General features: G+C 56.4%; 9 protein-coding genes. 3 read left to right on the top strand and 6 right to left on the bottom strand.

Annotation, left to right across the window (positions count from 1 at the left end):
* Positions 1-32 precede the first annotated feature (32 nt).
* Entirely contained in the window at positions 33-824 is a 792-nt protein-coding gene (locus tag AM329_RS13380) for a DUF2950 family protein (RefSeq protein ID WP_003856312.1), read from the bottom strand.
* Positions 825-834: 10 nt separating this feature from the next.
* Positions 835-2,331, bottom strand: a complete 1,497-nt coding sequence (locus AM329_RS13375) for a DUF3300 domain-containing protein (RefSeq protein WP_032608512.1) — start codon at positions 2,329-2,331, stop codon at positions 835-837.
* 449 nt (positions 2,332-2,780) lie between these two features.
* On the opposite strand from AM329_RS13375, the gene acnB reads away from it, so the two are divergent.
* A complete protein-coding gene (acnB, locus tag AM329_RS13370) occupies positions 2,781-5,378 on the top strand; it encodes a bifunctional aconitate hydratase 2/2-methylisocitrate dehydratase (protein WP_023315407.1) in 2,598 nt (865 codons plus the stop codon).
* A gap of 189 nt (positions 5,379-5,567) precedes the next feature.
* A complete protein-coding gene (gene yacL / locus AM329_RS13365; RefSeq protein ID WP_032608514.1) occupies positions 5,568-5,930 on the top strand; it encodes a protein YacL in 363 nt (120 codons plus the stop codon).
* A 31-nt stretch (positions 5,931-5,961) separates the two neighbouring features.
* On the opposite strand, the gene speD is transcribed toward yacL, so the two are convergent.
* The 3 genes from speD to AM329_RS13350 form a co-directional block, all read right to left on the bottom strand.
* Complete coding sequence (gene speD / locus AM329_RS13360) at positions 5,962-6,756, bottom strand: adenosylmethionine decarboxylase (protein WP_032608515.1); 795 nt, start codon at positions 6,754-6,756, stop codon at positions 5,962-5,964.
* A complete protein-coding gene (gene speE, locus AM329_RS13355; protein WP_032608516.1) occupies positions 6,757-7,626 on the bottom strand; it encodes a polyamine aminopropyltransferase in 870 nt (289 codons plus the stop codon).
* A 101-nt stretch (positions 7,627-7,727) separates the two neighbouring features.
* A complete protein-coding gene (locus tag AM329_RS13350; protein WP_003856306.1) occupies positions 7,728-8,075 on the bottom strand; it encodes a YacC family pilotin-like protein in 348 nt (115 codons plus the stop codon).
* A 145-nt stretch (positions 8,076-8,220) separates the two neighbouring features.
* Here AM329_RS13350 and cueO point away from each other — a divergent pair, with 145 nt between their 5' ends.
* The gene (cueO, locus tag AM329_RS13345; protein ID WP_032608517.1) at positions 8,221-9,780 is read left to right on the top strand and encodes a multicopper oxidase CueO; all 1,560 of its coding nucleotides are present in this window, start codon (positions 8,221-8,223) and stop codon (positions 9,778-9,780) included.
* 87 nt (positions 9,781-9,867) lie between these two features.
* On the opposite strand, the gene AM329_RS13340 is transcribed toward cueO, so the two are convergent.
* A complete protein-coding gene (locus AM329_RS13340; RefSeq protein WP_003856304.1) occupies positions 9,868-12,258 on the bottom strand; it encodes a glucose/quinate/shikimate family membrane-bound PQQ-dependent dehydrogenase in 2,391 nt (796 codons plus the stop codon).
* Positions 12,259-12,311: the final 53 nt, after the last annotated feature.

Here is a 12,311-nt window from a genome sequence, read left to right as displayed (position 1 = left end):
CGGCCTCAGGCCGCTTTTTTTATGCACTGCGTTCAGGGGGTGACAGGCTGCCAGGTTTTATCCGGGTGGTATGCAGCGAGCGCCTGCGCTTTCTGCGCCGAATCGTTGCCGAGATTTGCCTGATAAACCTTGTCTTCCTGGTTAACGACAAAGCTCATTACCCCCGTCTGACCATAGCTTACGGGCCAGGCAACCATCGCAAAGCCATTTTTATCCGACAGAATGCGGAACCGATAGCCGTGATAGCCCATACCAGGCTCCGGCGGGCTAAAGGCGGGACCCAGCGGGCTTGGCGCTTCGCCCGGCGAGATGGGCCAGTACAGGCCGTCTTTTAGCCCTGGCGTGCTGACAATCTTCTGCGCATAGCGGTGGTTCATGGCGTAGTAGCTCCGCTGTGCGTCGACGTAGGCGTGCAGCGCTTCGATAGCCGCGAGTTCGTTGCGGCCGATTTCGCGGGTCAGGATCTCATCAGCCGCTTTCTGCATATCAAATTGCCAGCCCTCTTTTTTCTTCACTACCGGTATGGGGAGTTGCCAGCCGTTATCGCCAACTGACAGATGGGCAATATCGCCGCTGATTTCGGTACGATGGTTTATCTTCCAGTCACGCAGGAATCGAGCCACCGCCTCCGGATCAACCCCTTCAGGTGGCAGATAATCGCGCCAGTTATCCCCCAGCAGGTCGGCCATCGCGCTCTCATTCTGCTCGCTGATGGCCTTCGTCAGGGCATTGGCCGCCTGCTCAGGTGTGGAGAAAGATTGCTGGGCGAAGGCGAAGGTGGATACCATCAACAACAGCATTCCACCGATCGGTTTCATGTTCATAGCGGCTCCCTTAACGACGGTGGAATTCATGGTGTTCGGTATGGTGTTCGGACAGCTGCTGGCGGAAGCTGGCACGCTGCTCACTGTTCAGCGACGCGTGCTGGCGGCTTTGCAGCCCGCGCTGGTGCTGGGCCTGCCAGCTGGCCGAACGGCTGTCGTTGCCGCTCAGGGCGTTTGCCCGCAGCGGCTGATGCTGAACCTGCGTCGGGCGTCTGGTTTGCGCAAGAGTATTATTCATCTGTTGTGCGTGGGGCCGCGCGCTGTCGTAGCCGCGATAGTTGCTGCGCTGAGAGAGCTGCTTCAGTTGCTGCGCGGACGCTGAATGTTGCGGGAAATGCGCGTCGCCATGCTGTAGCTGTGTGAGCGTTTTGCCCGTCGACTGCTGTACCTGCGCCATCGCGGCCTGCCGCTGGCTATCGCGGTTGACCGGCTGCTGCTGGGTAGCGCTCAACCCGCCCGGCACTGAAGTCTGATGATAGCGGCTGGCAAGCTGGCTATTGGCGTAGGGCACGCCGTTGCGGTAGGCCGGATTATGCTGCCAGACCTGGTGATTATCGGTACGGTGCTCGCCGGTGATCTTATTGAAGTTATTAACATTAATATTAATGTTATCGCCGTTATGCGAATAACCGCCGTGGTGATCGTTATCATGATCGTGATGATGATCGTCGTCATCGTCCCAGTCGATGTTACTGAACAGCGCATAGGTGGTGGCTACGCCGAGGCTATAGCCAAAGCCTCTGACAAAACTATTGGTAAACTGCTGGCCGGGAGACGGGGGCAGATACACCGGCGGATAGCTGGCATTTGGCCACGTGCCGTAAACGGTGGAAGGGTTGTAGGTAGGGACATAAACCACCTGTGGATCGGCTGGCTCAATTTTAATCACCGTCGGACTAGCCGACGTTGACGTCGCGGCTGTACTGGCGGAGGCTGGCGCAGATTTTTTCACGGTGGTGACGGTCTGCTGCGGGGTGGATTGCAATGTGCCTGTCTGCTTCGCCAGCAGGCGCAGACGCTGCACGGAATCCATCACATCCTTTGGCTGGGCCAGAAAGGCGTCGCCGAGGCTTTGTACCCACGACGGGTTTTCCCCCATCAGCGACATTAACTGCGGAAAGGCGACCAGCGATTTCACGCTGGCATCCCATGGCTGCCCGCTGACCGCCTGAATGGCGGCATCGCCCTGCATTTTAGGGTTGTCCTTTGACCACTGGGCGGCCTGAATCACGCTCGCCGGATAGGTTGAGGCCATCAGAATTTGCGACAGCAGCGCGTCGGGGTAGAGCGCAATGGGCGCGGTCCACTGATCGATCTGCGCGGCGGTATAGGCAGGGGTGGCCACCGGGGCAGGCTGTGCTGCCGGGTCGGGGAGCTGCGGGGCTACCGGCGCAGGTGCGGGAGCGGGTTCCGTTGCGCGGCTTTTAACGAACATGACGCCCGAGGCGGCAAACAGCCCCGCACTGCAAAGCAGAACAAGAAGATGTGGTTTAAAAGGCAACTTCATAGATTGACTCCAACGAGACGAGTGCAGTGCCGTGAGGCGTTGCTGTTGCCGCGAGTATCATTCACCCGTGTTTTACAGTTTTGACTTTTGTTGGGAAAAACTCTGAAGCATCCGGATAAAGAGTGTGAGTATTTATTACACAATTATATCGGATGGCTGAGCAGGCGACGGAAATTCAGAAGGCCGCTCTTGCGAGCGACCAGCAGCGCGTTGCCGGGGGGACGACAGACTTACGGAACTGCTTCCGGGCCCGGTGACGGGGTGCTACATCATGCTTAACGATTCAGCAAATTTTTTAATGTTGCTTTTTTGTAAACAGATTAACACTGTGCAGAAATCCTGCTATGCTGCCCGACGCGGTATCGGGCATTTACCCTACAAACTGCTGTCTCACAGGAGCGTGAAGAGAACGCCCGCCGCATATGACAATGAGAGCGAGGAGAACCGTCGTGCTAGAAGAATACCGTAAGCACGTAGCAGAACGTGCCGCCGAGGGAATTGTACCCAAACCGTTAGATGCAACCCAAATGGCCGCGCTCGTCGAGCTGCTGAAGAACCCGCCTGAGGGCGAAGAAGAATTCCTGTTAGATCTGCTGATCAACCGTGTACCGCCTGGCGTAGATGAAGCTGCCTACGTAAAAGCCGGATTCCTTGCCGCCGTTGCCAAAGGCGAAGCCACCTCCCCACTGGTTACTCCTGAAAAAGCGATTGAACTGCTCGGCACCATGCAGGGTGGCTATAACATTCATCCGCTGATTGACGCGCTGGATAACGACAAGCTGGCACCGATTGCCGCTAAAGCGCTCTCTTCAACGCTACTGATGTTCGATAACTTCTACGATGTGGAAGAAAAAGCTAAAGCAGGCAACGTCTATGCGAAGCAGGTGATGCAGTCCTGGGCCGATGCCGAATGGTTCCTGAACCGCCCTCAGCTTGCTGAAAAAATTACCGTTACCGTCTTCAAAGTGACCGGTGAAACCAACACCGATGACCTCTCCCCGGCACCGGACGCGTGGTCTCGTCCTGATATCCCTCTGCACGCCCTGGCGATGCTGAAAAACGCCCGTGAAGGCATTGAGCCGGACCAGCCGGGCAGCGTTGGCCCGATCAAACAGATCGAAGCCCTGCAACAAAAAGGTTTCCCGCTGGCTTACGTGGGTGACGTTGTGGGTACCGGCTCTTCCCGTAAGTCCGCCACCAACTCCGTGTTGTGGTTCATGGGCGACGACATTCCGCACGTGCCAAACAAGCGCGGCGGCGGCCTGTGCCTCGGCGGCAAAATTGCGCCAATCTTCTTCAACACCATGGAAGATGCTGGCGCGCTGCCGATCGAAGTGGATGTCTCTAACCTGAACATGGGCGACGTGATTGACGTTTACCCGTATAAAGGCGAAGTGCGTAATCACGAAACTAATGAGCTGCTGGCAAGCTTTGAGCTGAAAACCGACGTGCTGATCGACGAAGTACGTGCTGGTGGCCGCATTCCGCTGATCATCGGCCGTGGCCTGACCACCAAAGCGCGTGAAGCGCTGGGTCTGCCGCACAGCGACGTGTTCCGTCAGGCGAAAGACGTGGCGGAAAGCAACCGTGGCTTCTCGCTGGCACAAAAAATGGTCGGTCGCGCCTGCGGCGTCGCTGGTATCCGTCCTGGCGCGTACTGCGAGCCGAAGATGACCTCCGTCGGCTCTCAGGACACCACCGGTCCAATGACCCGTGATGAGCTGAAAGACCTGGCGTGCCTGGGCTTCTCTTCCGATCTGGTGATGCAGTCCTTCTGCCACACTGCGGCGTATCCGAAGCCGGTTGACGTGACCACGCACCACACGCTGCCAGATTTCATCATGAACCGCGGTGGCGTGTCTCTGCGTCCGGGCGACGGCGTTATCCACTCCTGGCTGAACCGCATGCTGCTGCCGGATACCGTCGGTACCGGCGGTGACTCCCATACCCGTTTCCCAATCGGTATCTCCTTCCCGGCGGGTTCCGGTCTGGTGGCGTTTGCTGCCGCGACCGGCGTGATGCCGCTGGATATGCCGGAATCGGTGCTGGTGCGCTTCAAAGGTAAAATGCAGCCGGGTATTACCCTGCGCGACCTGGTTCACGCGATCCCGCTGTATGCCATCAAACAGGGTTTGCTGACCGTTGAGAAAAAAGGGAAGAAAAACATCTTCTCTGGCCGCATTCTGGAAATTGAAGGTCTGCCGGATCTGAAAGTTGAGCAGGCTTTCGAGCTGACCGATGCCTCCGCTGAGCGTTCGGCTGCGGGCTGTACCATCAAGCTGAACAAAGAGCCGATTATTGAGTATCTGAACTCTAACATCGTGCTGCTGAAGTGGATGATTGCAGAAGGCTACGGCGACCGTCGTACGCTGGAGCGTCGTATCCAGGGCATGGAAAAATGGCTGGCCGATCCGCAGCTGCTGGAAGCCGATGCTGACGCAGAGTACGCGGCGGTGATCGACATCGATCTGGCGGATATCAAAGAGCCAATCCTGTGTGCACCGAACGATCCGGACGACGCGCGTCCGCTGTCCGAAGTTCAGGGCGAGAAGATCGACGAAGTGTTCATCGGTTCGTGCATGACCAACATCGGCCACTTCCGTGCAGCCGGCAAGCTGCTGGATACCCACAAAGGCCAGCTGCCAACCCGTCTGTGGGTGGCGCCGCCAACCCGTATGGACGCGGCTCAACTGACCGAAGAGGGCTACTACAGCGTGTTTGGTAAGAGCGGTGCGCGTATCGAAATTCCTGGCTGTTCCCTGTGTATGGGCAACCAGGCGCGCGTAGCCGACGGCGCGACGGTGGTCTCCACCTCGACCCGTAACTTCCCGAACCGTTTAGGTACCGGTGCGAACGTCTTCCTGGCCTCTGCGGAACTGGCGGCGGTTGCGGCGCTGATTGGCAAACTGCCAACGCCGGAAGAGTACCAGACCTTTGTGGCTCAGGTGGATAAGACGGCGGTGGATACCTATCGCTACCTGAACTTCGACCAGCTCTCTCAGTACACCGAGAAGGCAGACGGGGTGATCTTCCAGACGGCGGTATAAACAGCAAAACCGTCTCTACGAGACGGTTTTTAGTGTTTGCACCCTCTCCCGTGGGAGAGGGACGGGGTGAGGGCATCAGGCCGCAGGTCTTGCTCTCACCTTTTTATTTTCATTCCTCCCACCTCCCACGCTTTTTTTCTTCCTCGCTGCTGCGATAATTACCTTAATGGCTTTGCAGAGGAAAACACTATGGATTACGAATTTCTGCGCGACATCACCGGCGTGGTGAAAGTGCGAATGTCGATGGGGCACGAAGCCGTTGGACACTGGTTTAACGAAGAGGTGAAAGAGAACCTCGCGCTGCTGGATGAAGTTGAGCAGGCGGCGGAAACGGTGAAAGGCAGTGAACGCTCCTGGCAACGCGCCGGGCACGAATACACCCTGTGGATGGATGGCGAAGAGGTGATGGTGCGCGCCAACCAGCTTGAGTTCTCGGGTGATGAAATTGAAGAGGGGATGAGCTACTACGACGAAGAGAGCCTGTCGCTGTGCGGCGTGGAAGACTTCCTGAGTGTGGTGAATGCCTACCGCGACTTTATGAAACAGAAGTAACTTCCCGAAGCGTCCCTGCTCCGGGTCACGTTTACACGGTCGGAATGTTACGGCCGTAGTAAATTTCGCGCATCTCTTTCCAGAGCAGGTCGGTAATGACCTTTCGCTCTTCCTCACTTAAATCTTCCGGCTTCGTGTGGAACATGTAGTGCTTAAGGTCGAATTCCTTAAGTAACATTTTGGTGTGGAAGATATTCTCCTGATAGACGTTCACATCCATCATGTCGTACAGCGACTTCATGTCCTCGGACATGAAGTTCTGAATGGAGTTGATCTCATGATCAATGAAGTGCTTCATGCCGTTGATATCACGGGTAAAACCGCGTACGCGATAATCAATGGTGACGATGTCCGATTCCAGCTGGTGGATTAAATAATTCAACGCATTTAGCGGTGAAATCACGCCGCAGGTGGACACTTCAATATCCGCGCGGAAGGTACACAGCCCGCCTTCCGGGTGGCTTTCCGGGTAGGTGTGCACGCAGATGTGGCTTTTATCCAGGTGAGCAACCACCACTTCCGGCAGCGGGCCGGGGTGTTCGGTTTTGTCGATAAGCTTCGGGTCAACCGGCTCTTCACTCACCAGAATGGTGACGCTCGCACCCTGAGGCTCATAATCCTGGCGCGCGATATTGAGGATGTTCGCGCCGATAATCGAGCAGGTCTCTGTCAGGATCTCGGTCAGACGGTTGGCGTTGTAGAGTTCATCGATATAGGCGATGTAACCATCGCGCTCTTCTGCTGTTTTGGCGTAGCAGATATCGTAAATACAAAAACTCAGGCTTTTGGTCAGATTGTTAAAGCCATGCAGTTTAAGCTTTTTCAATTAGTTCACCTCCTTTGAGGACAGCGCGTCTTGCAGATATTGAGGCAACGAAAAGGCTGCGGTATGAATAGCCGGATTGTAGTATCGGCACTGTAGACCTGCCTGATGGAAGCGGGCCTGAATAATTTCGGTGGAGAGATGACGTAATACGTCGTTATCCGTCGCCCAGGCAAAGGTCATGATACCGCCGTAGTACGTCGGAATGGCCGCCTGATAGAAGCTGACGTCAGCAAAATAGGTGCTCAGCTTACGGTGGCTATCAAGCGCTTCATCCTGTTGCAGGAAGCAAACGCCGTTTTGCGCCACAAAAATTCCGCCAGGCTTCAGGCAGCGCTTGCAGCCTTCGTAAAACGACGAGGTAAACAGCGACGCGCCCGGACCGATAGGGTCGGTACAGTCAGAGATAATGACATCAAACGTTTGCGTGGTCTGGTTAACAAAATTGACGCCATCGTCGATAACCAGATTAAACCGCGGATCGTCATAGCTGCCGGCATTATGGTTGGGCAGATACTGGCGGCAGAACGACACGACCCCGGCGTCGATTTCCACCATGGTGATGGTTTCGACATTCTGATGGCGAGAGACTTCACGCAGCATCGCGCCGTCGCCGCCGCCGATAATCAGCACGTCCTTCGCGTGGCCGTGGGCCAGCAGCGGGACGTGGGTCATCATTTCGTGATAGATAAACTCGTCGCGCTCGGTGGTTTGCACCACGCCGTCCAGCGCCATCACGCGGCCAAAAGCGGCGTTTTCGAATATTATCAAATCCTGATGATCGGTTTTCTCATGATAGAGCACGTTATCCACGGTAAAATACTGACCAAACTGGTCGTGCAGCATTTCTTGCCATACCGTTTTTTCGGTCATGGGGAGCACCTCCTTCGTTAACATCCATTACATCCGGCAGATGGGCGCAACACAACACCGCCGAGAGGCGGTTAGCGGGTCAACAAGGGGCGTCGGGAAGGTTACTTCACGTAGGCGAGCAGGCTGAGTGAATCGCGAGCCAGCGCTTTGCATTTTTTAGCAGTGGGAATGCCAATACCGCTTAAATCACGGTAGCTGTCTTCACCGAGCGCCTTCATGTCGAAGCTGTCGTAGTTGCTGAGGTCCCATTGATTCTGCTGGGCAAAAAAGACCAGTGCGCGACGAATTTGCCCATTGGGTAAATTCTGGTAACCACAATCGTTTTTCAGAAAAACAAAAACTGCCGTCAGATCGGCCATATCTTCCGCTTCGTTTTCACTTAGCGCGTAACTGTTCGCACACATCGCCATCAGGCTGGCGAACAAAATTGTTCTGAAAAACGTCTTCATTGCCTTTACCACTGCATCACGGAAAATTAACGTTAGCATACTTGATGCCAGGCCGACGATCTTTATTATTGCCGCCGTGCTTGACCTTCCGGTAAGGGGAGGGTTTATGCTCAAAAGATCGCCTGCTGGAAATAAGGAAATGCACATGCAACGTCGTGATTTTTTAAAATTTTCTGCCGCGCTGGGGGTTGCCAGCGCGATACCTCTCTGGAGCCGCGCCGTTTTTGCCGCCGACAGACCGGCTTTACCCATTCCTGAATTACTCGCCCCAGATGCCCGCAGCCGCATTCAGCTTGTGGTGCAGGCCGGTAAAACCACGTTCGGTCAGCACGCCGCCACGACGTGGGGGTATAACGGCAATCTGCTCGGCCCGGCGTTGCAGTTACGCAAAGGGAAGGCGGTGACGGTAGACATTCATAACACGCTTGCGGAAGAGACCACGCTGCACTGGCACGGGCTGGAAGTCCCGGGCGAAGTGGATGGGGGGCCTCAGGGCGTCATCAGGCCTGGTGGTAAACGCAGCGTAACCTTTACCCCGGAACAACGCGCGGCGACCTGCTGGTTCCACCCGCATCAGCATGGCAAAACGGGCCATCAGGTGGCGATGGGGCTGGCCGGGCTGGTGCTGATTGAAGACGATGAAAGCCGCCTGCTGCGCCTGCCGAAACAGTGGGGTATCGACGATGTCCCGGTGATTGTGCAGGATAAAAAATTCAGCGCTGACGGGCAAATTGACTATCAGCTGGACGTAATGAGCGCGGCGATAGGCTGGTTTGGCGATACGCTGCTGACCAACGGCGCGATCTACCCGCAGCATGCCGCGCCAAAAGGCTGGCTGCGCTTACGTCTGCTTAACGGCTGTAACGCCCGCTCCCTGAACTTCGCCACCAGCGATAAACGCCCGCTTTATGTAGTGGCAAGCGACGGCGGCCTGCTGCCGGAGCCGGTGAAGGTGAGCGAGCTGCCGATGCTGATGGGCGAGCGCTTCGAGGTGTTGGTGGATATCAGCGATGGCAAAGCGTTTGACCTGGTGACCCTGCCGGTCAGCCAGATGGGGATGGCCGTCGCGCCGTTTGATAAGCCGCATCCGGTCCTGCGCATTCAGCCGCTACAGATCACCGCCTCCGGTACGCTGCCGGAGACCCTCACCACGCTGCCAGCACTCCCGTCGCTGGACGGGCTTACGCAGCGTAAACTTAAGCTTTCCATGGACCCGATGCTCGACATGATGGGCATGCAGGCGCTGATGAAGAAGTACGGCAATCAGGCCATGGCGGGAATGCATCACGGCCAGATGATGGGCCATATGAATATGGACCACGGCAATATGGGCGGCATGAATCACGGCGGCCATGGTTTCGATTTCCACAATGCCAACCGCATCAACGGCAAAGCGTTCGATATGAACACGCCCATGTTCGCCGCCACGAAAAGGCAGTTTGAACGCTGGGTGATTTCAGGCGAAGGCGACATGATGCTGCACCCGTTCCATATCCACGGCACGCAGTTCCGTATTCTGTCTGAAAATGGTAAAGCACCGGAGGCGCATCGTGCGGGCTGGAAAGATACGGTGAGGGTGGAAGGCGGCGTCAGCGAGGTGCTGGTGAAGTTCGACCACGAGGCGCCGAAAGAGTTTGCCTATATGGCCCACTGTCATCTGCTGGAGCATGAAGATACGGGGATGATGCTCGGTTTTACCGTATAAAAAAAAGCCGGGTGGCGGCTTCGCCTTACCGGGCCTACATAGGGCACCCGTAGGCCCGGTATGCGTTAGCGCCACCGGGCTTTTTCGTTACTTAGCGTCGTCAGGCAGTGCATACGCGACAATATAGTCGCCCATCTTCGTGCCAAACGAACCGTGACCACCCGCAGAGATGACAACGTACTGCTTGCCATTCACTTCATAGGTCATCGGCGTTGCCTGTCCACCGGCTGGCAGACGGCCTTGCCACAGTTTCTCACCGTTGGTCATGTTGTACGCGCGCAGGTAGTTATCTGCGGTTGCCGCGATGAACAGCACGTTACCGGCGGTGGAGATTGGGCCACCCAGCATTGGCATACCCATATTGAACGGCACTGGAACAGGCATCGGGAACGGCATGCTGTCCTGTGGCGTACCAATACGTTTTTTCCAGACGATCTTATTGGTCTTCAGATCCAGACCGGAGATATAACCCCAGGCAGGCTGTTTACACGGCAGACCGAACGGAGAAAGGAACGGATTCAGGGTCACACCATAAGGAACGCCATACTGCGGCTGGATACCGGCTTCGGTACCGCTGCCTTTCGCATCTTTCGGCTGCTCCATTGGGTTACCCGGACCGCGTGGGATCAGACGGGAAACGAACGGCAGCGCCATTGGGTTAGCGATGGCGACCTGACGGTTAGGGTCAACGGAGATCCCACCCCACTCGAACATCCCCAGGTTACCCGGGAAGACCAGCGTGCCCTGCTCTGAAGGCGGCGTGAAGATGCCTTCATAGCGCAGTTGATGGAACATCACGCGGCACACCAGCTGGTCAAACATGGTGGCACCCCACATGTCTGCACCGCTGAGATCTTTCTTCGGACGGAAGCTCAGGTCAGAGAACGGCTGCGTTTTGGTGACGTAGTCGCCTTTGGCCGCGCCCTGCGGAACCGGTTTTTCTGGCGCAGGAACAACCAGCTTACCGTTGCTGCGATCCAGCACGAAGATGTTGCCGGTTTTGGCCGGGGCGTAAATCACCGGAACGGTTTTACCGTTAACGGTAATGTCCGCCAGCGTCGGCTGGGACGGCATATCCATATCCCACAGATCGTGGTGAACGGTCTGGTAGCTCCATGCCAGTTTACCGGTCGTTGCGTTCAGCGCCACGATGGAGCTGGCGTAACGTTCCTGCTCCGGCGTGCGGTTACCGCCCCAGATATCTGGCGTGGTCACGCCCATCGGCAGGTAAACCAGGTCCAGCTTCGCGTCATACGCTGCCGGTGCCCAGGAGTTCGGTGAGTTAAAGGTAAAGGTGTGTTCATCGGATGGGATCGCGTTAGGATCTTTCGCGCCCGGGTCGAAGGCCCACAGCAGTTTACCGGTGTTCACGTCGAAACCACGGATAACGCCGGAGGTTTCGCGGGTAGAGAAGTTATCCGTTACCGAACCGGCAATCACGATGGTTTTATCGGTGATGATTGGCGGGGAGGTCGGCTCATACAGACCCGGCGTGGTGTCCGGCATGTTGGTCTGAAGATTCAGAATGCCTTTGTTAGCGAAAGTTTCGCACAGCTTACCGGTCTCAGCGTTGATGGCAAACAGGCGGCCATCGTTCACCGGCAGCATAATGCGGCGAGGACAGTCGGCAATGACTTCCGGGCTGGCATTATCTGCGCGCGCTTCGTGGTAAGAGACGCCGCGGCAGGTGATGTGCTGGAACGACGGGTTGGAGTTCAGCTGTGGATCAAAGTGCCATTTCTCTTTACCGGTGGCCGCGTCGAGCGCGAACAGGCGCTGGTGCGCCGTACACAGGTAGAGCATGTTGCCCACTTTAATCGGGGTCACTTCGTTGGTCAGCTCACCCGGATCGTTTGGCATCTTCAGGTCGCCGGTACGGAATACCCAGGCTTCCTTCAGGTTTTTCACGTTGTCCGCGTTGATCTGCTTCAGCGGGGAGTAGCGTTGACCTTCCTGGTTACGACCATAAGCAGGCCAGTCACCGTCCGCCACCTGCGAAATAGCCGCAGCCGGCGTGGATTCCGCGTTCAGCGTGCCATTGATCTCCTGCGGGTCGTTAAAACCGGCCCAGGTCAGGATGCCGCCACTAATCAGCAGAGCAACGACCAGACCGGCCACGGCGCCACTGGAAGGGACAATCAGACGACGCCAGACAAACGGCAGGATCAGCCAGATACCGAAGAAGACCAGAATGTCGCTGCGCGGCGTCAGCGCCCAGAAGTCGAACCCGACTTCCCAGACGCCCCAGATCATGGTTGCGAGCAGTAACGCTGCGTACAACCACAGAGCAGATTGTTTTCTGCGTAAAAGCAGGACGGTTACGCCAACCATAACCAGACCCGCAATCGGGTAGTACCAGGAGCCGCCAATCGCGACCAGCCATACGCCACCGATTAACAAATACAGCGCGCAGAATGCGGCAAACGCGGCTGTTAATGTCACCAGTAGACGCGGCTGTTTAGTTTTTGTTTCAGCCATAGAAAAGTACTCGTCAGTTTTGTTAATTATTTGCTAGCAATTAATTATAGGTA

Source organism: Enterobacter cloacae complex sp. AR_0002 (genome assembly GCF_001922365.1).
In the GTDB taxonomy this organism is placed as follows: domain Bacteria; phylum Pseudomonadota; class Gammaproteobacteria; order Enterobacterales; family Enterobacteriaceae; genus Enterobacter; species Enterobacter hormaechei_C.
This window is presented reverse-complemented; position numbering and strand designations above follow the sequence as displayed.

Coding starts and splice junctions, on each gene's coding strand:
- AM329_RS13380 (WP_003856312.1), bottom strand. CDS start 824: ATGAACATGAAACCGATCGGTGGAATGCTGTTGTTGATGGTATCCACC.
- AM329_RS13375 (WP_032608512.1), bottom strand. CDS start 2,331: ATGAAGTTGCCTTTTAAACCACATCTTCTTGTTCTGCTTTGCAGTGCG.
- yacL (WP_032608514.1), top strand. CDS start 5,568: ATGGATTACGAATTTCTGCGCGACATCACCGGCGTGGTGAAAGTGCGA.
- speE (WP_032608516.1), bottom strand. CDS start 7,626: ATGACCGAAAAAACGGTATGGCAAGAAATGCTGCACGACCAGTTTGGT.
- AM329_RS13350 (WP_003856306.1), bottom strand. CDS start 8,075: ATGAAGACGTTTTTCAGAACAATTTTGTTCGCCAGCCTGATGGCGATG.
- cueO (WP_032608517.1), top strand. CDS start 8,221: ATGCAACGTCGTGATTTTTTAAAATTTTCTGCCGCGCTGGGGGTTGCC.
- AM329_RS13340 (WP_003856304.1), bottom strand. CDS start 12,258: ATGGCTGAAACAAAAACTAAACAGCCGCGTCTACTGGTGACATTAACA.